Origin of the sequence: Pseudomonas sp. OV546, assembly GCF_900116845.1 — a bacterium.
Classification (GTDB): domain Bacteria; phylum Pseudomonadota; class Gammaproteobacteria; order Pseudomonadales; family Pseudomonadaceae; genus Aquipseudomonas; species Aquipseudomonas petroselini.
Genome location: NZ_FPCE01000013.1, coordinates 182,911 through 206,506, shown reverse-complemented (window position 1 = coordinate 206,506; position 23,596 = coordinate 182,911). Strand labels below are relative to the sequence as shown.

The following is a 23,596-nucleotide window of genomic DNA, read 5'->3' as shown; positions in this document are numbered from 1 at the left end:
CAGGAGTAAAGGAGCGGCGTTGTTTGGTCATCTGACACCTCGATCTGGCGAGCATTCTCGCCTAAATGGGTGTCCGGTTTCATTAGACCACTACAGAATTGGGCTATGTTCGCCTGCACCGACCGATTGAGCGATTCCTTGAGCCGAACCAGCCCGGAAAACGCGTAGCCAGGCGGAACAGTCCCCTCCGTGTAGATTTCTTTTTCAAACAGGGTCTTCCCTGTACGGCGGCTCACAACGGTGTAGCGCGCACGCGCGGGCGTGACCATGGTGATGCCACCGGCTGGTGGATCTAGCTCCAGTACCTTTACGAAGATGTTGACCTTGTCCGGGGCGTCGTCGCTGAACACCCCAGCCTTGTCTATCGCTTCCACCAGCGACTTCTCCCATAGGATGGGGAAACCTTCACCGTAGGTTGGAATGTCGCCCTTGAGTTCGCTGGGGAGGCCATAGGAAACGGAAACGGCCTTGAGTTCTACTGCCTGCTGGTTGGCGGTCCGCTGGACGCCTGGAACTGAGAAGTTCGTTGGCGGAGCTGTGACGCAACCAGTTAGTGTCGCTCCCATTAAGGCGAGTAATGCGATTCTCTTGAGCATGTCGAAGTCCCTTTCATAGTTGCGCGGATGATACCGATACATTTCGGGCGCGTCCTACAACATCAATGGACAGGACGCTGACGACATCGAGCGGGTTCACAAAAGCGTTGCCCTGGACCTCCCCGTCACTTCCTCCCTGAAGCTGATGATTTACGTGCAGCAAATGACACGCCGCCTGCACACAACCAGGCCGATGCTGGAGGCCTCGGAATGAGCTACCTTCAAAAGTTCGCCTTTGACCCCTTAGACGTCCGCCTGGTGGAGCGGGATGGTAGCCCCAGGTTTGTCGCCGCCGACGTCCACCACTCCCTGGGCATGGCTCAAGCTGGCACGAACTTCAGCTTCCTATCAGCCGATGAGATACGCCCTCTAGCCAGAGGTTTAACCTCTACCAAAGGAATGGGAACGGCAAAAAACCTTACGGAGTCCGGCGTGTACAAGCTAGTGATGCGCAGCGATAAGCCTGCAGCCCGCGCCTTCCAGGATTGGGGAACACGGGTAGTCCTCCCGGCCATCCGCAAGGACGGCGCATATGTCCTGGGCGAAGAAAAGGTAGCGACCGGTGAGATGCGCGAAGACGAGTTGGTCATGTAGGCAATGAACATCATCTCCAGGAAGGTCGACCGACTGACCCAGGAACGTGACATCCCGACCAAGAAAAGAGAACGGGGCAGTTCCCCACCCCGTGGATGCTTAGAAGTCGAACATCAACTGCGTCCAAGGTGGACTGCGGTAATGCTCACACACGCTCTCCCGCTGCCCGTAACGAGTACGACTGTAAGAGCTGACATGTACGGTCCGGAGGTACTGCGGTGTGCGACGCCTAACACGTCGTCGTTTCATATCTCTCATGGCTGATTCCCTTGTGGGTCGCCATGACAGGAGAGCAGGAAATGTGTGCCAGCTATCTGCTAGAAGTTATACGGTATTGTATTAGCATACCGTATAGCCCACACTTCCCCCACAGCCCCTGCCTATGGCATTGGTTGAGTCGCTGAAGGGCTATTACCTGCAAGTTTTCCCCCTTCAGCAGCGCTGATACCCTGTCCCCTCACGGGACGGGGTTTTTTGTGCCTGGCAATAAGCCAAACAACAAAATTTTTTATCTTTCAGATCGTATCTTGTCACCTTTATGTTGAAGACAAGCCCCGCGAACAAGGCTGTCAAGGCATGTTGCGCATGGTAACAGCAAAGGCCAGCCAAAGTGCAGCCAGCCCGGCGCATCCGAGGAACACAACCGACAAACCGCCATGCTGAAACATCCACCTATTCAATTTTCATAGTGAAGCCAGGCTCACCATCTCAATCACGGGCGCTAGAACATCCGGTTTAAAGTCCTTCCCGTAGCGACCGAACGTGATTCCACCTGACTGATGACCCAGCACGCCACCAACTAATGACTCAGAGACACCTTTCTGCTTTAGGTGGTCAGCCAAAGTATGACGAAAGCTGTGAAAGTCCTTCTTGGCAGCGTCATCGCGGAAGCCCAACTGCTCACGTACCCGAGTAAACCACTTCGACGGCGCAGCACTGTAACCGTGCTTCTTGTGGCAAGTCAGCTCCGGGAACACACGCTCGTTGCCCGCATCTTTCACCTTCGTCACGTACTCTAGGAAACCCAATGCCAAAAGCTTGAAATGGATCGGCACAAGTCGCTCGGATGACGCCGTCTTTAGCTTCTGGTCCGGCCTCGTAGCCCGTATGTGGATGCAGGCAATACCGTCGATGGTCACCACGTCGTCAGTGTAAAGCTGGCACAGTTCGTTGAGCCTGGCCCCCGTATAGAGCCCCAGGAGAGGGAGCCAGTATTGATTTGGTTTACCACCATGGGCCGGCGCATACGTGGCTGTATGAAACAAAGCCTTCAGGTCCTCGGCACTGAAAGCACTTCGCTCCTCGCTGACCTTGCGCCGAATATGCACACGCAGACCATCGAACGGATTGCGACTGCAATAGCCCTCCTTGACCGCGTACGAAAAGAAGGTCGTCAAGTTCTTCACGTAGTTGTTGAAGGTCGTCACACTGATGGTCGTGGTCGCCTCCGCAATCGGCTGCTCAAGGGGCTGGTCCGGCAACTGGTGCAAGCGCGGCGGAAGCTTCAGCGCCGTCTCCCGGAACAGGTGGGCGTCCTTTCGGGTTATCTGATCGATGGGCATGTCACCGATGATTCGGGTCAGCAGCACGGCTACCGCACGCTTGTCGTCTAGCGACTTGACCGCGACGCCTTCCCGGCGCTGCTGGACCAGTTGTTCGTCGACCACTGCAAGGAAGCCAGGCGATTGCTGTACCGACCCTTTTGCTATCACGGAAGGCGTAGCTGTGGGGGCCTGTAAGGCGACTGGGGGCGCTTCCCGCAAGACTTCAGGCGCAGAGGCATGGCGACGCCAAGCAACTGCTGCTGACGCAGCCACGACGCCCAACACGCGAGGCGCTTGCCCCCTGCCTCCCAGGCACCGCGCAGAAGCTCAACAGAGGGTCTACTCCCCTGGAACGCTTGCGTGAACAGACCTTGGACCTGAGCCAGAATGTCACGCCCACGAATCAGCGCCTCCCGCTTGCAACGAGTTTGCAGGGAGCGACGAATTTCTCTTTGAGCGAATAACGGACGAATGACATCCGGCACCACGATTCGGAAGTAGTAGACCGAGTGGCGGGACAGCAATAGGTAGGACGGGATGGTCGACACGGATGTATCACTCCTTGTACCACCGCGTGGCAAAGGGTGAAAAACCGTTAAGAATCAATCACTTGGATGATTGGAGGCAACCCCACCAGCCACACCCCGGCACACAATGTTCCCGCTGTGGCTGCTGCCTTCCGGCTCTGACCAGGTTCACGGGTAATCGTTGCGGGGGGACCGATGGGGTCACCATAACGACGCTGGCCTCTCGGCAAGCGGGGCCATTGTACCGATCTCATCGGAAGTTACAACCGTTGGGGCCGGATTAAAAAATGAGGGGGTTCAAGTACTTGTCATAGCTCTGGAGATTGGCGTGTTCTCCTGTGGGAGGGAGCAAGCCCCCTCCCACCTTGGCTCATCACTGTGCGTGCACGACCTCATCTGCCCTTCCGCCCTCTTCCTGGATCACCAGGTGAATAAAGTGCAGCTTGGCGATCACCGCCGGTGGTAGCACGAAGGGATAGAAATCTGGCTGGCCCATGCTGCGCGACAGTTCGTTGAGCATTCCGGCCAGTTCGATCCAGGCGTTGACGAACGATAGGAACGCCGCGCCGCCAGGGTGCTCGGGGTCGTAGAGCGTGCTGAGGGGGAATGGCTGGTAATCCAGGTCCATCTCGCGACCGCTCATGCCAAAGCCGAGGGCGGTGTCGACGGCGTCCATCATGTGCAGGTAGTGGGCCCAGGTTTCGGCCCAGTCTTCCCAAGGGTGCATGGTGGCGTAGGCACTGACGCAGGTTTGCTGCCAGTCGGGGCGCGGGCCGTTCTGGTAGTGCTGGTCGAGCGCCTCGGCGTAACTGGCGCGTTCATCGCCGAACAGGGCGCGAAAGGCTTCAAGCCAGTGCGTATCGGCGATCAGGCGGTCCCAGTAGTAATGGCCGACCTCATGGCGAAAATGGCCGAGCAGGGTGCGATAGGGTTCGCGCATTTGTACGCGGACTTTTTCACGGTGGGCGTCGTCGGCTTCCTTGATGTCGAGGGTGATCAAGCCATTCGCATGACCCGTCATCGGCGCATTGCCTTCCAAGTCGATACCGACGAAGTCGAAGGCCAGGCCGTTGTCTTCGTCGGCGGTTTTGGGCACGACTTGCAGGCCGAGGCTGATCAATTGCGCGACCAGGCGGCGCTTGGCGGTTTCTACTTTGCGCCAGCGCTCATGGTTTTCCGGAATCGACAGGTCGGGGATGGTGCGGTTGAGGCTGCACGCCACGCACAGCGGCGCAGTGCTGTGGGCCGGGATCAGCCAGTTGCAGGCAGCCGGCGTGTCGAGGTTGGCGCAGCGGCGGAAGGCGCCGGCGTCGAGATTGTCATCTTGCAGCCACGTGCCTTCTACGGGGCCGGGCTGCAGGGACGCGAGTCGACTTTGTTGCGGTTGATAACCCAGCAGTGCCTGACAAGCCAGGCACTGGCTGTTGCGAAAGAACAGGGATTGGCCGCAGCGGCACTGCCATACCTTGCTGTCGCGAGACGGGCCGGCCGCGAAGGGCGCAGCAATACGCGAACTGAGTTGCTCGAAGTAGCGGAACATGGCGATCTCTCCCAGGGTGACTGAGACTAGATCATTTCGCCGCCGAAATCGTTCCACATTATTGTAGTGAGCGGGCTTGCCCCGCGCTGGGTGGTGAAGCTGCCCCAGATCCAGGCACTTCGGTCTATCTGAAACACCTCAGCGTCTGTGTGGGGGCTGCTTCGCAGCCCGGCGCGGGGCAAGCCCGCTCACTACAACAAGCCCGATCACCACAGCAATCGGGCTCACCACAAAGGTCCCGAATCAGACGGGGATGTTGTGTTTGGCGAGGAAGGCGACGAAAGCTTCTTCATCCAACACCTTCAGGCCCAATTCACTGGCCTTGGCCAGCTTGGAACCGGCACCCGGCCCCGCCACCACGCAGTGGGTTTTCGCCGAGACCGAACCCGCCACCTTGGCGCCCAGGCTTTCAAGTTTATCCTTGGCCACGTCACGGCTCATCAGCTCCAGCGAGCCGGTGAGCACCCAGGTATGCCCGGCCTCGGGCAAGCCTTCGACTACCTTCTTCTCGCTGTCCCAATGCATGCCAAAATCCTTGAGCTGCTGCTCGATGGCCAGGGCGTGGTTGGCGTTGTCTGCGTTATCGAAGAATTCGCGCACAGCCTTGGCCTGCTTCTCGGGCAGTGCCTGACGCATATCCAGCCAGTCGGCCTTGATCACGCCTTCCAGGGTAACGAACTTGTCCGCCAGCTTCTGCGCAGCGCCAGGGCCGACGCTGGGCACGTGGAGCTTGTCGAGCAAACCACCCAAGGTGGTGCTGGCGGCGAATTCGGCGCTCAGTTCGCCCTGATCTTGCAATTGCAGGCCGCATGCCTGCGGCGACAGCAGCGCGCCGATCACGTCCTGGTTGTGGCTGTCTTCGAAGAAGCTGTGAATCTCGTGCGCCACTTCCAGGCCCACGTCCGGCAGGTACGTCAGCACTTCCGGCAAGGCTTTTTGCACGCGCTCCAGAGACGCCAGGGAGCGCGCCAGCACCTTGGCGGTTTCCTCGCCTACGTCGGGAATGCCCAAGGCGTAGATAAACCGCGCCAGGGTCGGGGTCTTGCTGTTTTCGATGGCGGTGATCAGCTTTTTGCTGGAAATATCGGCAAAGCCTTCCAGGTCGATGATCTGCTCGTACTTGAGCGTGTAGAGGTCGGCCGGCGAGCCGATAAGCTTTTCATCCACCAGTTGCTCGATGGTCTTGTCGCCCAGGCCGTCGATGTCCATGGCGCGGCGCGAAACGAAATGGATAATCGCCTGCTTAAGCTGGGCGCCACAGGCCAGACGGCCGACGCAACGGTACACCGCGCCTTCGCTGACGGTTTCCTTGCCCTTGCTGCGCTTGACCAGTTGCGTGCGCTCCACATGGGAGCCACACACCGGGCAGCTTTCGGGGATCTGCACCGCGCGGGCATTTTCCGGGCGGCGCTCGGGGACGACCGACACGACCTGCGGAATCACATCACCGGCGCGGCGGATGATCACGGTGTCGCCGATCATCAGCCCCAGGCGCGCAACTTCATCCATATTGTGCAACGTGGCGTTGGACACGGTCACACCCGCGACCTTGACCGGTTTAAGTCGCGCGACCGGCGTGACGGCACCGGTACGGCCGACCTGGAATTCCACGTCGAGCAGTTCGGTCAGTTCTTCCATGGCCGGGAACTTATGCGCGATGGCCCAGCGCGGTTCGCGGGCGCGGAACCCCAACTCGCGCTGGGAGGCGATGCTGTTGACCTTGAATACGACACCGTCGATTTCATACGGCAGGCTGTTACGCCGCTCGCCGATGTCGCGGTAGTAATCCAGACAATCCTGGATACCCTTGGCCAGTTTCAGCTCGTGGCTGATCGGCATGCCCCACTTCTTCAGTTGTTGCAGGTTGCCGATATGGGTATCACTGATGTCGGTGGTCACACCGTAGCAGCAGAACTCCAACGGGCGGCTGGCAGTGATCTTCGAGTCCAGCTGGCGCAGGCTACCAGCAGCGGCGTTACGCGGGTTGGCGAAGGTCTTGCCGCCGACGTCCAGTTGCGAGGCATTGAGCCGTTCGAAACCGGCCTTGGACATGAACACTTCACCCCGCACTTCCAGGGTCGCCGGCCAGCCGCTGCCGTGCAGCTTCAACGGAATATTGCGCACGGTGCGTATGTTGACGCTGATGTCTTCGCCGGTGGTGCCGTCGCCACGGGTGGCGCCGCGTACCAGCTCGCCGTCCTGATACAGCAGGCTGACCGCCAGGCCATCGAGCTTCGGTTCGCAGCTGTACTCCACCGCTGCCCCGCCGCCAAACAGATCGCCCACCGGCAGGTCGAGCCCTTCGGTCACCCGGCGATCAAATTCGAGCATAGTGGTTTCATCGAAGGCATTGCCAAGGCTGAGCATTGGAATGTCGTGCTTGACCTGGGTGAACGCCGACAACGCCGCACTGCCGACCCGCTGCGTCGGTGAATCACGCGTGACCAGGTCCGGGTGCTCGGCCTCCAGGGCCTTGAGCTCGTGGAACAGCCGGTCGTACTCGGCGTCCGGAATGCTCGGCTCGTCAAGGACGTGGTAACGGTAGTTGTGCTGATCCAGTTCAGCGCGCAGTTCGAGTATGCGGGTGTGGGCGGCGGTCATGGGTGTTCTCTCATAAAGCAAAAGAGCAGCCGAAGCTGCTCAATATGTTAGTGCACGGATTCTACAGACAACGCTTAAGATCGAACCTCAACGTTTCTGTGTCAGGGCGCGACGCTCGAACTCGACGATGCGCTGACGGTAGTGTTCGATGGTTTGCGCGGTCAAGACGCTGCGCTGGTCATCCTTGAGCTCGCCGTTCAGTTCCTGGGACAGCTTGCGGGCTGCCGCCACCATCACGTCGAACGCCTGTTTCGGGTGACGCGGGCCTGGCAGGCCGAGGAAGAAGCTCACGGCCGGGGTGCTGAACAGGTCGATATCGTCCAGGTCGAACGTGCCCGGCTTGACCGCATTGGCCATGGAGAACAGCACTTCGCCGTTACCCGCCATGCTTTCGTGACGGTGGAAGATATCCATCTCGCCAAACCGCAGGCCGCTTTCCAGGATGTTCTGCAACAGGGCCGGGCCTTTGAAGCCGGCGGCGTCGCGGCAGATGACGCTGATCACCAGCACTTCTTCGGCGGGCGGCTGATCGTTCACGGACTGGCGCGGCGCGTTCTTGCCCGCGTTTTCATCCGGGAAATCATCATCGCGGCTGCTGAAGCTCGGGCCTTCATCGACGTCGAGGTTCAGGTCACCCTGATGCGGCTCGGCCACGCCGGCGTTGGCGCGTTTGCCACGCTTGGAGGATGGCTCGCGGGCTTCACGCACTGGCGCGCTCATCGACGGCAAGTCGTGCTCGTCCAGTTGGGGTTCTTTATGGGTATCCAGCACGCGGGGCGGCCCCAGCAGCTCGGCGCTGCCGTCGTCGTCGGGCAAGTTGGACAGGTTGCGGTCCAGACGGAATTTGAGCTTGCCCTTGCCACCGCGCATTCGGCGCCAGCCATCAAAAAGAATACCGGCAATGACAATAATGCCGATGACGATCAGCCACTCGCGCAGACCGATTTCCATGTAATCCCGTGCCTCTAATAAAAAATGCTGAAAAATAAGGGGTTTAGCACCGTGCAAACCGCTTTAAAACGTGGCGCCAACTCTATGTTCTGACTGACGTTTTGCCCACGCATACGAAAAATTGACATTAAACTAGCACGACCAAAGGTAACTTTACACCGTCTGTCAAAATGCCTTGAACAAATATGTCCATTTGCCACTTTCGCCAGACCGGTAAACCGTCTTACAGCGTGCTAAAAAAATTCTCTCGCGACAGGGTTCAAGACTCCACCATCGCCATCGCTTCTTCCACATCCACGGCCACCAAACGCGAACAGCCCGGCTCATGCATCGTTACCCCCATCAACTGATCAGCCATTTCCATGGCGATCTTGTTGTGGGTGATATAGATGAACTGCACGGTCTGGGACATCTCTTTGACCAACCGCGCGTACCGTCCAACGTTAGCGTCATCCAGCGGAGCGTCAACTTCATCGAGCATGCAGAACGGCGCCGGGTTCAACTTGAAGATGGCAAATACCAGGGCCAATGCGGTCAGGGCTTTCTCGCCGCCGGACAACAAATGGATGGTGCTGTTCTTCTTGCCCGGAGGCCGCGCCATGATCGTTACCCCTGTATCGAGTAGATCTTCGCCCGTCAGTTCCAAGTAAGCGCTGCCACCGCCGAAAACTTTTGGGAATAAGGCCTGTAAACCGCCATTAATCTGATCAAAGGTATCTTTGAAGCGGTTACGGGTTTCCTTGTCGATCTTGCGGATCACGTTTTCCAGGGTGTCCAGGGCTTCCACCAGGTCGGCGTCCTGGGCGTCCAGATAACGTTTACGCTCGGATTGCTGCTGGTATTCGTCGATGGCGGCGAGGTTGATCGCGCCGAGTCGTTGGATACGTGCAGCAATGCGCTCAAGTTCTTCTTCGGCGTCTTTCTCGTTGGCCTGGGCGGTCAGGGTGTTAAGCACGCCGTGCAGGTCATAGCCGTCTTCCAGCAATTGGTCCTGGAGGGTCTTGCGGCGCACTGTCAGGGCTTGCCATTCCATGCGCTGTTGTTCGAGCTGGCCGCGGATCAGCTGGGATTGCTGCTCGGCCTGGGTCCGGCGTTTTTCGGCGTCGCGCAGTTCGCGGTCGGCGTCTTCCAGGGCGATCTGTGCGGTCTTGAGTTCCTCGTCGACGGTCATGCGCTTGTCGAGCAACTCTTCGAGCTTGAGGCGCAACTCTTCCAGCGGCGCCTCGCCTTCTTCCAGGTTGAGGCTCAGTTGCTCGCGCTTTTCGGTCAGGCGCTCGGACTGCATCTCCAGGCGCTCAAGGGCCTGGGCCGTGGACGCGTGCTGGGCCTTGAGCGACCCTAAGCGTACCGCCAACTGGTGAGCGTGGTCCTTGTGCTGCCGCGCTTCCTGGCGCACGCGGTCAAGGCGCTCGCGCAGGCTGTCGCGCTGGGCCAGCAGCAATTCGCGCTGCTCGGTGTCCAGCGCCATGCTGTCGAGGGCTTCCTGCAACTGCAGGCGGGCTTCGCCGATCTGTTCGTGTTCGAGGGCGCGTTGCTCGCCCATCTCGGCAACTTCTTCGTCCAGACGGGTGCGGCGCAGGGTCAGTTGCTCGACCTTGGCTTTGCTCGCGGAGAGCTGGGCTTTCAATTCGCCTTGCTGGCGCGCTTCGTCCTGCAACAGGCGGCGCAGGTGTTCACGACCGGTCTCTTGCTGGCGCTGGGTGGCCCGCAGGGTTTGCAGTTCGGTTTCCAGGCTCTCCAACGTGGCTTCGCGCTCTTCACGCTCGGCGATCAGGTTGACGATTTCCTGGCCACGGGCCAGAACACCGCTTTCCGCTTCACTGGCGCGCCGTACACGCAGGAAATGGCGACCCACCCAATAGCCGTCGCGGCTGATCAGGCTTTCGCCGGCCGCCAGTTGGCCACGTTGGGCCAGGGCCTGCTCAAGAGATTCGACCGGTTTGACTTGGCCGAGCCACGGCGACAGATCAATCGCCGCCTCAACTTTATCCAGCAAACTGCCCGGCACCCGCGCGCCGTCAGCGGCCGGGCTGAGCAAACGCAAATCGCCCTGGGCAAAACCGGCCAGGTCAAAACCGCCAAAATCGTCCACCAGTACGGCTTGCAGGTCGGCGCCTAAAACGGTCTCTACCGCCAGCTCCCAACCGGCTTCAACTTTTAATCCTTCAGCCAGGCGCGGGCGTTCGGCCAGGTGCTGGTCGCGCAGCCATTCGGCGGTACCGGTGCCTGGGTCCAAAGCGGCTTGCTGCAACGCCTCAAGGGATGCCAGACGGCCATTGAGCCGCTGCAAATCCCCCTGGGCCTGTTGCTGAGCCTGGGTCGCTTGTTGCAGTTGCTGACGCAATTGCTCAAGGCGCTCCACTTGTTGTTCTTCGCTGGCTTCCAGTTCCTCCAGCGTCATTTCGCTTTCGGCCAGTTGTTCGCTCAGCTCCATGATCGCCGCGTCTTCCGGGTCGGCGGCGAGCAACACGCGCTCTTCCTGCAGACGACGCTGGCGCTCGGCCAGGCGCTCCATGCTGGTTTCCAGCTGTTGGATGCGTGACTGCTGCACCTCGGCCTGGCGGCGTGGCTCGGCGGACTTCAGGTTGAAGGTGTCCCACTGTTCCTGCCAGCCGTGCATGGTGGTTTCGGACTCTTCCAGGGCGGCGGCGGCTTCTTCGGCGGCGGCGCTGGTGAGTTCCTGCTCGGGCGTGAGCATGTCCAGCTCTTCGCCGAGGGTCAGCAGCAAGGTGCGATCGTGGCCCAGGTGCGATTCGGTTTCCAGGCGCGCGCGTTCGGCTTCCTTCAGGTCATCCTGCAATTGGCGCAGGCGCTGCTGACCGTGCTGGATGCTCTGCTCCACGCGAGCAATGTCGCCACCCACCGAATAGAAACGGCCTTGCACCAGATTGAAGCGCTCGGACAGGTCATGGTGGCCGTCACGCAGGCGCTCGATGCTGGCGTCGGCATTGCGCTGCTCGGCCACCAAGGCTTCGAAGCTGATTTCCTGGGTGCCAATGATCGCTTCGCGCTGCCCCACCTGGTCATTCAGCGCCTGCCAGCGCAGGGCCGAGAGTTGTGCCTTGAGCTGGCGCTCCTCGCCTTTGTATTCCTGGTACTTCTCGGCGGCCTGGGCCTGGCGGTGCAGGCGCTCCAATTGGCGCTCCAGCTCTTCACGCAGGTCGGTCAGGCGGGCGAGGTTCTCGTGGGTGCGGCGGATACGGTTTTCGGTCTCGCGGCGGCGCTCCTTGTACTTGGAGATACCGGCCGCTTCCTCGATAAAGTTACGCAGGTCTTCGGGCTTGGCTTCGATCAGCTTGGAGATCATGCCCTGCTCGATGATCGAGTAGCTGCGCGGGCCCAGGCCTGTGCCGAGAAAGATATCGGTGATGTCCCGACGGCGACACTTGGTGCCGTTGAGGAAGTAGCTGTTCTGGCTGTCGCGGGTCACTTTGCGGCGGATCGAAATTTCCGCGTAGGCCGCGTACTCGCCGATCAACGTGCCGTCGGAGTTATCGAACACCAGTTCGATGCTCGCCTGGCTCACCGGCTTGCGGCTGGTTGAGCCGTTGAAGATGACGTCGGTCATCGACTCGCCACGCAGGTTTTTAGCCGAGCTCTCGCCCATCACCCAGCGTACGGCGTCGATGATGTTCGACTTGCCGCAACCATTGGGCCCGACCACCGCCGCCATGTTACTGGGGAAGTTGACCGTGGTCGGGTCGACGAAGGATTTAAACCCCGCCAGTTTGATGCACTTGAGCCGCACGCTTAGGCGTCCGCCAACGCAGCGATGACCAGCGAGGAACTGCGCTGGCAGTAAGCCGACAGCACGAGGCGAATCTGCGGCAGGTCACGGGCGAGTACGGCGGCGAGCAGTTGCTCGAACAGCGCCAGGTACTCGCTCATGGACGCCTTGCGTTGATCCAGGGCTAGGTAATAAGCACGGTTCATCGCCGGCTGCAGGTTCTCGACTGTCTCTTGCAGATACGGGTTGTTGGCGAAGGGGTAAGCGGCGCGCATCACATTGAAGCACTCTTCGACGAAGGCGCGGATGTCCTGGCGCTCGAAATTGGTCACCAGGCGCTGTTGGATCTGCACAAAGGGCGCCATGTCCACCTGGGTTTGCCAGCCTTGGGCAACCGCATTGCCCAGGAGGATGTACAACTCGCTCATCAAGGTGCACAGGCTCTGCACTTTGTGCGCGGTGAGTTCGGTGACGTGGGCGCCACGGCGCGGCAGGATCGCGATCAGGTGACGGCGCTCGAGGATCAGCAAGGCTTCGCGCACGGAACCACGGCTGACATTGAGTGCCAGCGTGACCTTTTGCTCCTGGATCCGCTCCCCAGGCTTGAGATCGCCGCGAATGATGCGTTCGGCGAGGTGGTGAGCAATTTGCTCGGCGAGACTGTCCGGCGCCTTGAACGTCATGTTTTCCCTTCAAAATCTTCTATCGGTACAAGCGCGGCAGTGTAGCGCATTGGCCCGCTGATGGCGCTACGCCCACGGCGGCGAATTTGGCATGAAATAAGCAACGTTGAACACCCAAAAGCCTTTAAAAACACCGGTTCCAGAAGACTGAACCATAATTGAAAGTGTTGTGACTGCATTTTCTTGACCCTTAAGTCAGAAAACCATTGACCGAAAAGTCAGACATGACTAGATTCGGCGCAAAGCGGTTAACAACAATAATGAGTCTGCGAGGCCTTCCGTGATCCAGTTTTTACTTAACCAGGAACTCCGTAGCGAGCACGCCCTGGACCCCAACCTGACCGTGCTCAACTATTTGCGTGAGCACCTGGGCAAATCCGGTACCAAGGAAGGCTGCGCGAGCGGCGATTGCGGTGCGTGCACTGTGGTGGTCGGCGAACTGCACACGGATGACCAAGGCACCGAGCAGATTCGTTATCGCAGCCTCAATTCCTGCCTGACCTTTGTATCATCGCTGCACGGCAAACAACTGATCAGCGTCGAAGACCTCAAGCACCAGGGCCAACTGCACAGCGTGCAACAGGCCATGGTCGAGTGCCACGGGTCGCAATGTGGCTTTTGCACCCCCGGTTTTGTGATGTCATTGTTTGCCCTGCAAAAGAACAGTGACGCCCCCGACAGCCAGAAAGCCCATGAAGCCTTGGCCGGCAACCTGTGCCGCTGCACCGGTTATCGCCCAATTCTCGCCGCCGCCGAGCAGGCCTGCTGCAACAAGCCCCAGGACCAGTTCGACAGCCGGCAAGCTGAGACCATCGCCCGCCTTAAAGCCATTGCGCCGACGCAAACCGGTGAACTCAACAGCGGCGATAAACGCTGCCTGGTGCCGCTCACCGTCGCTGACCTGGCCGACCTCTACGACGCCTACCCGCAAGCCCGCCTGCTGGCCGGTGGCACCGACCTGGCGCTGGAAGTCACCCAGTTCCACCGCACGCTGCCGGTGATGATCTACGTCGGCAACATTGAAGAAATGAAGCGCATCGAACACTTCGACGACCGCCTGGAAATCGGCGCCGCCGCCGCCCTCTCCGACTGCTACACCGCGTTGCACCACGCCTACCCGGACTTCGGCGAACTGCTGCACCGCTTCGCCTCCCTGCAGATCCGCAACCAGGGCACCCTCGGTGGCAACATCGGCAACGCTTCGCCGATTGGTGATTCGCCGCCGCTGCTGATCGCTCTCGGCGCGCAGATTGTGCTGTGCAAGGGCGAGACACGCCGCACCCTGGCGCTCGAAGACTACTTCATCGACTACCGCGTCACCGCCCGCCAGGACAGCGAGTTCATCGAGAAGATCATCGTGCCGAAGGGCCACGCGTTGTTCCGTGCCTACAAGGTATCCAAGCGCCTGGACGATGATATTTCCGCCGTCTGCGCCGCGTTCAACCTGAAGATCGACAACGGCGTGATCCGCGAGGCCCGCGTTGCGTTCGGCGGCATGGCCGCCACGCCCAAACGCGCCAAAAGCTGCGAAGCCGCCTTAGTCGGCGCCACGTGGAACAGCGCCACCGTGGAGATAGCCTGCGCCGCCCTGGCCGAGGATTTCACCCCGCTGTCGGACTTCCGCGCCAGCAAGGAATACCGCCTGCTCAGCGCGCAGAACCTGCTGCGCAAATACTTCATCGAACTGCAAACGCCGCACATCGAGACTCGGGTGACCGCTTATGTCTAACCATCACGCCGTCGTTAAAACCCAGGCCGAGCTTGCCGAGCTGTTCGCCCAGGACCTTACCTCCGGGGTCGGCCGCAGCGTCAAGCATGACAGCGCCGCCAAACACGTGTCCGGTGAAGCGCAGTACATCGATGACCGCCTGGAATTCCCCAATCAGTTGCACCTGTATGCGCGCATGTCCGACCGCGCCCACGCGAAAATCATCAGCATCGACACTGCGCCCTGCTACGCCTTCGATGGCGTGCGCATTGTCATCACCCATGAAGATGTGCCGGGCCTGAAAGACATTGGCCCGTTGATGCCCGGCGATCCGTTGCTGGCCATCGACACCGTGCAGTTTGTTGGCCAGGTGGTGCTGGCGGTGGCCGCCCGCGACCTGGAAACCGCACGCAAGGCCGCGATGGCCGCAGTGATCGAATACGAAGACCTGGAACCGGTGCTGGACGTGGTCGAGGCCTTTCGCAACAAACATTTCGTGCTGGACAGCCACACCCATCAGCGCGGAGATTCGGCCGGCGCACTGGCGACCGCGAAACATCGTCTCCAGGGCACGCTGCACATCGGCGGCCAGGAACACTTCTACCTGGAAACCCAGATCTCTTCGGTGATGCCCACCGAAGACGGCGGCATGATCGTCTACTGCTCCACGCAGAACCCCACCGAAGTGCAGAAGCTGGTGGCCGAAGTGCTGGACGTGTCGATGAACAAGATTGTGGTCGACATGCGCCGCATGGGCGGCGGTTTCGGCGGCAAGGAAACCCAGGCCGCCAGCCCGGCATGCCTGTGCGCGGTGGTGGCGCGCCTGACCGGCCAGCCGACCAAGATGCGCCTGCCGCGCGTCGAAGACATGTTGATGACCGGCAAGCGCCACCCCTTCTACATCGAATACGACGTGGGCTTCGACGATAGCGGCCGCCTGCACGGAATCAACCTGGAACTGGCGGGTAACTGCGGCTGTTCACCGGACTTGTCCAACTCGATTGTCGACCGCGCGATGTTCCACGCCGACAACTCGTATTACCTGGGTGATGCCACCGTCAACGGTCATCGCTGCAAGACCAACACCGCCTCCAACACCGCCTATCGCGGCTTCGGGGGCCCGCAAGGCATGGTTGCCATCGAGGAAGTGATGGACGCCATCGCCCGTCACCTGGCGCTCGACCCGCTGGCGGTGCGCAAGGCCAACTATTACGGCAAGACCGAGCGCAACGTCACCCACTACTACCAGACCGTCGAGCACAACATGCTCGAAGAGATGACCGCCGAGCTGGAAGCCAGCAGCCAATACGCCGAGCGCCGCGAAGCCATCCGCCGGTACAACGCCCACAGCCCGATCCTGAAAAAAGGCCTGGCGTTGACCCCGGTGAAATTCGGTATTTCGTTTACCGCCAGCTTCCTCAACCAGGCCGGCGCGTTGATCCATATCTACACCGACGGCAGCATCCACTTGAACCACGGCGGCACCGAGATGGGCCAGGGCTTGAACACCAAGGTCGCGCAGGTGGTGGCCGAGGTGTTCCAGGTCGAAATCGACCGCGTGCAGATCACCGCCACCAACACCGACAAAGTGCCCAACACCTCGCCGACCGCGGCGTCCAGCGGTGCCGACTTGAACGGCAAGGCCGCGCAGAACGCCGCCGAAACCATCAAGCAGCGCCTGGTGGAGTTCGCCGCCCGCAAATACGACGTGAGCGAAGCCGATGTGGAGTTCCGCAACGGTCATGTGCGAGTGCGTGAGCAGATCCTGTCCTTCGAGGCGCTGATCCAGCAGGCGTATTTCGCTCAGGTCTCGCTGTCGAGCACCGGGTTCTACAAGACCCCGAAAATCTTCTACGACCGCAGCCAGTCACGGGGTCGGCCGTTCTATTACTACGCGTTCGGCGCGGCGTGCTGCGAAGTGATCGTCGACACCCTCACCGGCGAATACAAGATGCTGCGCACCGACATCCTCCACGACGTGGGCGCCTCGCTGAACCCGGCCATCGACATCGGCCAGGTCGAAGGCGGCTTTATCCAGGGCATGGGCTGGCTGACCATGGAAGAGCTGGTGTGGAACAACAAGGGCAAGCTGATGACCAACGGGCCGGCCAGCTACAAGATCCCGGCAGTGGCAGACATGCCGCTGGACCTGCGGGTGAAGCTGGTGGAAAACCGCAAGAACCCCGAAGACACGGTGTTCCATTCCAAGGCCGTGGGCGAGCCGCCGTTCATGCTCGGGATTGCATCGTGGTGCGCGATCAAGGATGCGGTGGCGAGCTTGGGTGAGTATCGCCATCAGCCCAAGATTGATGCGCCGGCGACGCCGGAGCGGGTGTTGTGGGGTTGCGAACAAATGCGCCAATTGACTGTGGCGAAGGTGGTTGAGGCTGATACCGAGATGGCTTCGCTTTAGATCGAGGCGCTGCCATCGGGGGCAAGCCCCCTCCCACACTGGAATGTATTCGCAGCTCTAAATGTGGGAAGGGGCTTGCTCCCGATGACGGCCGAACTGACAACAGAAATGTTGAGGTAAACATGAACAATTGGATCAGCGCCCTCGCCGACCTGCAAAACAGCGGCGAACCCTGCGTCCTGGTGACCATCATCGAAGAGCTCGGCTCTACACCGCGCAATGCCGGTTCTAAGATGGTGATCAGCGCCACCCAGACCTTCGACACCATCGGCGGCGGGCACCTGGAATACAAGGCGATGCAGATCGCCCGCGACATGCTCGTGCGTGGCCAGCAGAACACCCACCTGGAGCGCTTCAGCCTGGGCGCGAGCCTGGGCCAGTGCTGCGGTGGCGTGACCGTGTTGCTGTTCGAACCCATGGGCCAAGTGCAAGCGCAGATTGCCGTGTTTGGCGCCGGCCACGTGGGGCGTGCGCTGGTGCCGTTGCTGGCAAGCCTGCCGTGCCGGGTGCGCTGGATCGATTCGCGTGACCAGGAATTTCCGGAACAGATCCCGCAAGGCGTGCGTAAAATCGTCAGCGAAGAACCGGTCGACGAAATTGCCGACTTGCCGGTGGGCAGTTACTGCATCGTCATGACCCACAATCACGCGCTGGACCTCGAACTGACCGCCGCCCTGCTCAAGCGCAATGACTTTGCCTACTTCGGCCTGATCGGTTCGAAGACCAAACGCGTCAAGTTCGAACACCGCCTGCGCGACCGTGGTTTCGACGCCGCGCAATTGCAACGCATGCGCTGCCCCATGGGCCTCACCGAGGTGAAGGGCAAGTTGCCGGTGGAGATCGCCATCTCCATCGCCGGCGAAATCATCGCCACTTATAACGCGAATTTCGGCCAGCACACTGCCGGCGCCGAACCCATTGCCAAACTGCTTGTGGCTTCGCGCCGCAGCCAAGCTTTGACTTCTTTTGCCAAGAATTGAGACGACCATGCCTTTGACCCGCAAAGCCTACCGTGCCGCCCTTCTGCACAGCCTCGCCGACCCCGCTGAAGTGGGCATCGAAGCCTCCTACGAGTATTTCGAAGACGGCCTGCTGGTCATCGAAAACGGCCAGATCAGCGCCGTCGGCCACGCCAGCGACTTACTGCCGACCCTGCCCGCCGATATCGATATCACCCATTACCAGGACGCGCTGATCACCCCCGGCCTGATCGACACCCATATCCACCTGCCGCAAACCGGCATGGTCGGCGCGTATGGCGAGCAGTTGCTGGATTGGCTCAACACCTACACCTTCCCGTGCGAAAGCCAGTTCGCCGACAAGGCGCACGCCGAAGAAGTCGCGGATATTTTCATCAAGGAACTGCTGCGCAACGGCACCACCACCGCGTTAGTGTTCGGCAGCGTGCATCCGCAATCGGTGAATGCGTTTTTCGAAGCGGCCGAAAAGCTCGACCTGCGCATGATCGCCGGCAAGGTGATGATGGACCGCAACGCGCCGGACTATCTCACCGACACCGCCGAATCCGGCTACCAGGAAAGCAAAGCACTGATCGAGCGCTGGCACGGCAAGGGCCGCCTGCACTATGCGGTGACGCCACGCTTTGCGCCGACCAGCACGCCGGAGCAACTGGCGCTGGCCGGGCAACTGCTGGGCGAATACCCGGATCTGTACATGCAGACGCACATCAGTGAGAACAAGCAGGAAGTGGAATGGGTGAAGGAACTGTTCCCGGAGCGCACGGGCTACCTGGATGTGTACGACCACTACAAACTGCTGGGCGAGCGCTCGGTGTTTGCCCATGGCGTGCACCTGTGTGATGACGAATGCGCACGGCTGGCGGAAACAGGTTCGGCGATCGCGTTCTGCCCAACCTCGAACTTCTTCCTCGGCAGCGGTTTGTTCAACCTGCCGATGGCTGAGAAACACAAACTGAATGTGGGCCTGGGCACTGACGTGGGCGGCGGTACCAGTTTTTCGCTGCTGCAAACCCTGAACGAAGCGTACAAAGTCATGCAGTTGCAGGGTGCACGGTTGAGCCCGTTCAAATCGCTGTACCTGGCCACCCTGGGCGGTGCGCGGGCGCTGCGGTTGGAAGACAAGATCGGTACGTTGCAACCGGGCACGGATGCGGACTTTCTGGTGCTGGACTACAACGCCACGCCGCTGCTGAGCTACCGCCTGAAGCAGGCGAAGAACATTGCCGAGACGTTGTTTGTGTTGATGACGCTGGGGGATGATCGGACGGTGTTGCAGACGTATGCAGCCGGGCAATTGGTGCACCAGCGCTAATTCCACAAACACCCCAAAACAAATGTGGGAGGGGGCTTGCCCCCGATAGCAGAGTGTCAGTCTCTGGATTAATTGACTGATGCACCGCTATCGGGGGCAAGCCCCCTCCCACATTGTTGGTCGTATTTACAGCTTGATGGAAGAGCGACCTGGCTTTTTCGTCTGCAACAAATGCGAGAACACCGCATGCAAATCATCCGACGCACTTTCCTCATCGAGGTTGAGCTTGCTGTCGATATGGTCCATGTGGTGCATCATCAGGTTCACCGCCAGCGCCGCATCCCGTGCTTCGATCGCATCGATCAATTGGGTGTGTTCATCGTACGAACAGTGCGAGCGGTTGCCGCTTTCGTACTGGGCGATGATCAATGAGGTCTGGGACACCAGGCTGCGCTGGAAGCTGATCAACGGCGCGTTCTTCGCCGCTTCGGCCAGCTTGAGGTGGAATTCGCCGGAGAGGCGGATACCGGCACCGCGATCGCCACGGGAGAAGCTGTCGCGCTCGTCATTGACCATCTGACGCAGCTCGGCCAGTTGTTCGGCCGTTGCGTGCTGCACCGCCAATTCAGTGATCGCCCGCTCCACCAGACGCCGCGCGAGGAACACTTGGCGCGCTTCCTCGACGCTCGGGCTGGCCACCACCGCACCGCGATTGGGCCGCAGCAACACCACGCCTTCATGGGCCAGGCGCGACAGGGCGCGGCGAATGATGGTGCGACTGACGCCGAAAATTTCGCCCAGAGCCTCTTCACTCAACTTGGTACCGGGTGCCAGGCGTTGTTCGAGGATCGCCTCGAAGATATGCGCGTAGACGATATCGTCCTGGGTTCCGCTGCGACCGGCCTTGCCGGCTCGCGGTTGTTTCTTGAGAGGTTGCAACTGTTCGTTCATGGGCACTCGGGTTTGGAGAACGGCGGCGAATTAACGGTAATACGGCAACGGCGTGTCGCTGGCAAGTATCACCTAAAAACAGGGCACATTGTACACAACCGGATGCGCCAACACACTGTACGGCTGTTTGCGGCGCCGGCTGTATTGCAATGACTTGTCAGGTTTGAGTTTAGGCTTGAATCCGTGCCGCCACCGGCAAACTTCCAGGTAAAAGGAACACCGCTCCATGACCGACGCCACCCAAGCGCCTTTGCGCCCGCTGGCCGACACTTCTGCGTCGGCCGTCGTCGCCGGCTTCATCGCCATGATGACCGGCTACACCAGCTCCCTGGTCCTGATGTTTCAGGCCGGACAAGCCGCCGGTTTGACCACGGCGCAGATTTCTTCCTGGATCTGGGCGATTTCCATCGGCATGGCGGTGTGCAGCATCGGCCTCTCGCTGCGCTATCGCACGCCCATCACCATCGCCTGGTCGACGCCGGGCGCAGCGCTGCTGATCACCAGCCTGGGCGGTGTGAGTTATGGCGAGGCCATTGGTGCCTACATTACCTGCGCCGTGCTGGTGACGATTTGCGGGTTGACCGGCAGCTTTGAAAAACTGGTCAAGCGCATCCCGGCATCGCTGGCAGCCGCCTTGCTGGCGGGGATTCTGTTCAAGATCGGCAGTGAGATCTTCGTCGCCGCGCAGCATCGCACCGGGCTGGTGCTGGGGATGTTCTTCACCTACCTAGTGATCAAGCGTCTGTCGCCGCGTTATGCGGTGCTGGCCGCGCTGCTGATCGGCACCGCCTTGTCGGGGTTGATGGGGCTGTTGGACTTCAGCGCTTTTCACCTGGAAGTGGCGACGCCGGTATGGACCACGCCACACTTCTCGTTGGCGGCGACCATCAGCATCGGCATCCCGTTGTTTGTGGTGGCGATGACGTCGCAGAACATGCCCGGCGTCGCGGTGCTCAGGGCCGACGGCTATAACGTGCCCGCCTCACCCTTGATCACCGCCACGGGTCTGGCCTCCCTGGTGCTGGCGCCCTTCGGCTCCCACGGCATCAACCTCGCGGCGATCAGCGCGGCGATCTGCACCGGGCCGCATGCCCATGAGGACCGTAACAAGCGCTATACCGCGGCGGTGTGGTGCGGGGTGTTCTACGGGATTGCAGGGGTGTTCGGCGCGACCTTGGCGGCCTTGTTCGCGGCCTTGCCCAAGGAACTGGTGCTGTCGATTGCAGCGTTGGCGTTGTTTGGCTCGATCATCAATGGCTTGAGTATCGCCATGAATGAGCCGAAGGAACGGGAAGCGGCGCTGATCACCTTTATGGTCACGGCGTCTGGCTTGACGCTGTTTTCCATCGGCTCGGCGTTCTGGGGGATTGTGGCGGGGGTGTTGACGCTGCTGATTCTGAATGGGCGCAAGGCATAAAAAAACGGCGACCCTGAGGTCGCCGTTTTTTTAGTATCACTTAGCCGCGTTGATCGGCTTTTCCGGATACCAAACGTCCAGCAGCGGGCTGACTTCAGCGCTTTTCAGTTCGCTGCGGCCTTTGAGCCAGCTTTCAACAGCTGCGCGCTGTTCTTCGTTGACCGAGCCACGCTTCTGCAGGCAAACCAGACCGAAGTCATCGCCGCCGACATAGCCCAGACCATTGGCTTCCATGGCTTCTTTGATGAATGCTTCGAGGAAAGCATCGGTAGCTTCTTCACTCAGGCCTTCTTTGAAGTCCAGGTTCAGTTCGAAACCCAGCTCTTGAAATTCATCAACGCACAGTTTTTTGCGCAGACGCTGGGAACGGTTAGTCGCCATTGGAACAATCCTCATAAGTAATAACGGGCGGCACTTTAGCAGTTTAAGGCGGCGATTGCCCGACTCTCTGGGACAGGCGGCCATTTACCGGTAAAAAAAACGCCCATAACCCGCTATCGTTCAGCTACAAGTGGCTACGCCTTGGGGCATAATGCCGACACTTTCATGACCATTGAGGGATTTTCTTATATACCCCTCGCCTTTTTCACCCTCCTCAGCAGTAGGGTTTTACTTCTTATGATCAAATCTTTGCGCTCCGTACTACTCGCCGGTTTCCTCCTTCCACTGGCTTTTTCCACCTCCGCTGCCCCCGTCAATAACACCCTGCCACCGAATGTTCAGCAGGCGCTTGCGAAAGCCAAGCTGCAAAACACCGCGCTGTCCCTGGTGATGATCCCCCTGAACGGCCCCGGCACGCCGACCGTGTTCAATGCCGACGTGTCGGTGAACCCGGCCTCGACCATGAAGCTGGTTACCACCTATGCGGCCCTGGAAATGCTCGGCCCCAACCACCAGTGGAAAACCGAGTTCTACACCGACGGCACCCTCAGCGGTGGCGTGCTGCACGGCAACCTGTACCTCAAGGGCGGCGGCGACCCCAAGCTGAACATGGAAAAACTCTGGCTGCTGATGCGCGACCTGCGCGCCAACGGCGTGCAGCAGGTCACCGGTGACCTGGTGCTGGACCGCAGCTTCTTCAACCAACCGCTGTTGCCCGAATTCAATGACGATGGCAACGACGAGAACAAACCGTTCCTGGTCAAGCCGGACGCGCTATTGGTCAACCTCAAGGCCCTGCGCTTTGTGACCCGCAATGATTCCGGCCGGGTGCTGGTGTCGGTCGAGCCACCGATCGCGAGCATTCGCATCGACAACCAGGTCAAGGTCTCCAACGCCAAGCAGTGCACCGGCGACGTACGTTACAACCCGGTCACCGCCGCCGATGGCAGCGTGACGGTGACGGTCAGCGGCCAGTTGGCCGATGGCTGCAGTTCGCAGACCTATCTGTCGTTGCTGGATCACGCCACCTACACGGCCGGTGCCGTCCGGGCGATCTGGAAGGAACTGGGCGGTACCATCCAGGGCCGTGACATCCAGGCGCCGGTGCCCAAGGATGCCAAAGTGCTGGCTCGGGCGTTTTCGCCGGACCTCGCGGAAATCATCCGCGACATCAACAAATACAGTAACAACACCATGGCCCAACAGCTGTTCCTGAGCCTGGGTGCGCAGTTTCGCAACGATGCCGACGGCGACGATGCCAAGGCCGCGCAACGCGTAGTGCGCCAGTGGCTGGCGAAAAAAGGCATCACCGCGCCGCACCTGGTGATGGAGAACGGCTCCGGCCTGTCCCGTGCCGAACGGGTCAGCGCCCGCGAGATGGCCGCCATGCTGCAAGCGGCGTGGAAAAGCCCTTACGCGGCGGAGTACATCAGCTCGATGCCGATTGCCGGCACTGACGGCACCATGCGCAAGCGCCTGAAAACCACCGCCATGCGCGGCGAAGCCCACGTCAAGACCGGCACCTTGAACACCGTGCGCGCCATCGCCGGGTTCAGCCGTGACAACAACGGCAACACTTGGGCCGTGGTGGCGATCCTCAACGATCCGAAGCCATGGGGTGCTTCGTCGGTGCTGGATCAGGTGCTGCTGGATTTATATCGCCAGCCAAAGGCAGTGGCGGCCGCTCCGGTCCTCTGAAACCGAGTGAGCAACTGTGGTGAGCCCGCTCAC

17 protein-coding genes, 1 other RNA gene and 1 pseudogene are annotated in these 23,596 nt (G+C 60.3%); 7 read left to right on the top strand and 12 right to left on the bottom strand.

Going from position 1 to position 23,596, the window contains the following annotated elements; genetic code table 11:
• Positions 1 to 596, bottom strand: a 596-nt coding sequence (locus BM403_RS25520) for a hypothetical protein (protein WP_175538103.1), incomplete at its 3' end; no start/stop codon positions are given.
• Positions 597 to 806: 210 nt separating this feature from the next.
• Between BM403_RS25520 and BM403_RS25515 the strand changes: the two genes are divergently transcribed.
• The gene (locus BM403_RS25515; protein ID WP_093545601.1) at positions 807 to 1,190 is read left to right on the top strand and encodes a BRO-N domain-containing protein; all 384 of its coding nucleotides are present in this window, start codon (positions 807 to 809) and stop codon (positions 1,188 to 1,190) included.
• 572 nt (positions 1,191 to 1,762) lie between these two features.
• On the opposite strand, the pseudogene BM403_RS32280 reads toward BM403_RS25515, so the two are convergent.
• The 9 genes and pseudogenes from BM403_RS32280 to BM403_RS25480 all read right to left on the bottom strand — a co-directional run.
• Positions 1,763 to 1,870 (bottom strand): annotated as a pseudogene (locus BM403_RS32280) (hypothetical protein); the annotation flags it as partial.
• 3 nt (positions 1,871 to 1,873) lie between these two features.
• Positions 1,874 to 2,857: a site-specific integrase gene (locus BM403_RS25510; RefSeq protein ID WP_256577215.1), complete on the bottom strand. Its 984-nt coding sequence runs from the start codon at positions 2,855 to 2,857 to the stop codon at positions 1,874 to 1,876.
• A gap of 41 nt (positions 2,858 to 2,898) precedes the next feature.
• The gene (locus BM403_RS32660) at positions 2,899 to 3,219 is read right to left on the bottom strand and encodes a DUF6538 domain-containing protein (protein ID WP_371914032.1); all 321 of its coding nucleotides are present in this window, start codon (positions 3,217 to 3,219) and stop codon (positions 2,899 to 2,901) included.
• Positions 3,220 to 3,362: 143 nt separating this feature from the next.
• Positions 3,363 to 3,459: signal recognition particle sRNA small type (ffs, locus tag BM403_RS25505), an RNA gene on the bottom strand.
• A gap of 175 nt (positions 3,460 to 3,634) precedes the next feature.
• Entirely contained in the window at positions 3,635 to 4,801 is a 1,167-nt protein-coding gene (locus BM403_RS25500; RefSeq protein ID WP_093545598.1) for a zinc-binding metallopeptidase family protein, read from the bottom strand.
• Between the two features lie 243 nt (positions 4,802 to 5,044).
• Positions 5,045 to 7,402 (bottom strand): NAD-dependent DNA ligase LigA, encoded by a 2,358-nt coding sequence (gene ligA / locus BM403_RS25495; protein ID WP_093545595.1) that lies wholly within the window; start codon positions 7,400 to 7,402, stop codon positions 5,045 to 5,047.
• A gap of 87 nt (positions 7,403 to 7,489) precedes the next feature.
• Complete coding sequence (zipA, locus tag BM403_RS25490) at positions 7,490 to 8,353, bottom strand: cell division protein ZipA (RefSeq protein WP_015885325.1); 864 nt, start codon at positions 8,351 to 8,353, stop codon at positions 7,490 to 7,492.
• A 259-nt stretch (positions 8,354 to 8,612) separates the two neighbouring features.
• Positions 8,613 to 12,101 carry a chromosome segregation protein SMC gene (smc, locus tag BM403_RS25485; RefSeq protein WP_093545592.1) on the bottom strand — a complete coding sequence of 1,163 codons (3,489 nt, stop codon included), beginning with the start codon at positions 12,099 to 12,101 and terminating at the stop codon, positions 8,613 to 8,615.
• 2 nt (positions 12,102 to 12,103) lie between these two features.
• Positions 12,104 to 12,763 carry a GntR family transcriptional regulator gene (locus BM403_RS25480; protein WP_015885327.1) on the bottom strand — a complete coding sequence of 220 codons (660 nt, stop codon included), beginning with the start codon at positions 12,761 to 12,763 and terminating at the stop codon, positions 12,104 to 12,106.
• A 280-nt stretch (positions 12,764 to 13,043) separates the two neighbouring features.
• On the opposite strand from BM403_RS25480, the gene xdhA reads away from it, so the two are divergent.
• The 4 genes from xdhA (at position 13,044) to guaD (ending at position 19,176) form a co-directional block, all read left to right on the top strand.
• Entirely contained in the window at positions 13,044 to 14,492 is a 1,449-nt protein-coding gene (xdhA, locus tag BM403_RS25475; RefSeq protein WP_093545589.1) for a xanthine dehydrogenase small subunit, read from the top strand.
• A complete protein-coding gene (xdhB, locus tag BM403_RS25470) occupies positions 14,485 to 16,884 on the top strand; it encodes a xanthine dehydrogenase molybdopterin binding subunit (RefSeq protein WP_015885329.1) in 2,400 nt (799 codons plus the stop codon). Before xdhA ends, xdhB begins: the two co-directional genes overlap by 8 nt.
• Before the next feature lie 122 nt (positions 16,885 to 17,006).
• Positions 17,007 to 17,864: a xanthine dehydrogenase accessory protein XdhC gene (gene xdhC / locus BM403_RS25465; protein ID WP_046036420.1), complete on the top strand. Its 858-nt coding sequence runs from the start codon at positions 17,007 to 17,009 to the stop codon at positions 17,862 to 17,864.
• Positions 17,865 to 17,871: 7 nt separating this feature from the next.
• Positions 17,872 to 19,176: a guanine deaminase gene (gene guaD / locus BM403_RS25460; RefSeq protein WP_064052654.1), complete on the top strand. Its 1,305-nt coding sequence runs from the start codon at positions 17,872 to 17,874 to the stop codon at positions 19,174 to 19,176.
• A gap of 126 nt (positions 19,177 to 19,302) precedes the next feature.
• Here guaD and BM403_RS25455 read toward each other — a convergent pair whose 3' ends face one another.
• Entirely contained in the window at positions 19,303 to 20,067 is a 765-nt protein-coding gene (locus BM403_RS25455) for a GntR family transcriptional regulator (RefSeq protein ID WP_015885332.1), read from the bottom strand.
• A 226-nt stretch (positions 20,068 to 20,293) separates the two neighbouring features.
• Between BM403_RS25455 and BM403_RS25450 the strand changes: the two genes are divergently transcribed.
• Positions 20,294 to 21,484 carry a benzoate/H(+) symporter BenE family transporter gene (locus tag BM403_RS25450; RefSeq protein WP_015885333.1) on the top strand — a complete coding sequence of 397 codons (1,191 nt, stop codon included), beginning with the start codon at positions 20,294 to 20,296 and terminating at the stop codon, positions 21,482 to 21,484.
• A gap of 36 nt (positions 21,485 to 21,520) precedes the next feature.
• Here BM403_RS25450 and BM403_RS25445 read toward each other — a convergent pair whose 3' ends face one another.
• Entirely contained in the window at positions 21,521 to 21,865 is a 345-nt protein-coding gene (locus BM403_RS25445; RefSeq protein ID WP_046036418.1) for a YggL family protein, read from the bottom strand.
• A gap of 237 nt (positions 21,866 to 22,102) precedes the next feature.
• Between BM403_RS25445 and dacB the strand changes: the two genes are divergently transcribed.
• Complete coding sequence (gene dacB / locus BM403_RS25440) at positions 22,103 to 23,563, top strand: D-alanyl-D-alanine carboxypeptidase/D-alanyl-D-alanine endopeptidase (RefSeq protein WP_015885335.1); 1,461 nt, start codon at positions 22,103 to 22,105, stop codon at positions 23,561 to 23,563.
• Positions 23,564 to 23,596: the final 33 nt, after the last annotated feature.

Coding starts and splice junctions, on each gene's coding strand:
- BM403_RS25445 (WP_046036418.1), bottom strand. CDS start 21,865: ATGGCGACTAACCGTTCCCAGCGTCTGCGCAAAAAACTGTGCGTTGAT.
- BM403_RS25450 (WP_015885333.1), top strand. CDS start 20,294: ATGACCGACGCCACCCAAGCGCCTTTGCGCCCGCTGGCCGACACTTCT.
- BM403_RS25515 (WP_093545601.1), top strand. CDS start 807: ATGAGCTACCTTCAAAAGTTCGCCTTTGACCCCTTAGACGTCCGCCTG.
- guaD (WP_064052654.1), top strand. CDS start 17,872: ATGCCTTTGACCCGCAAAGCCTACCGTGCCGCCCTTCTGCACAGCCTC.
- dacB (WP_015885335.1), top strand. CDS start 22,103: ATGATCAAATCTTTGCGCTCCGTACTACTCGCCGGTTTCCTCCTTCCA.
- BM403_RS25500 (WP_093545598.1), bottom strand. CDS start 4,801: ATGTTCCGCTACTTCGAGCAACTCAGTTCGCGTATTGCTGCGCCCTTC.
- BM403_RS25455 (WP_015885332.1), bottom strand. CDS start 20,067: ATGAACGAACAGTTGCAACCTCTCAAGAAACAACCGCGAGCCGGCAAG.
- xdhC (WP_046036420.1), top strand. CDS start 17,007: ATGAACAATTGGATCAGCGCCCTCGCCGACCTGCAAAACAGCGGCGAA.
- zipA (WP_015885325.1), bottom strand. CDS start 8,353: ATGGAAATCGGTCTGCGCGAGTGGCTGATCGTCATCGGCATTATTGTC.
- xdhB (WP_015885329.1), top strand. CDS start 14,485: ATGTCTAACCATCACGCCGTCGTTAAAACCCAGGCCGAGCTTGCCGAG.
- ligA (WP_093545595.1), bottom strand. CDS start 7,402: ATGACCGCCGCCCACACCCGCATACTCGAACTGCGCGCTGAACTGGAT.
- BM403_RS25480 (WP_015885327.1), bottom strand. CDS start 12,763: ATGACGTTCAAGGCGCCGGACAGTCTCGCCGAGCAAATTGCTCACCAC.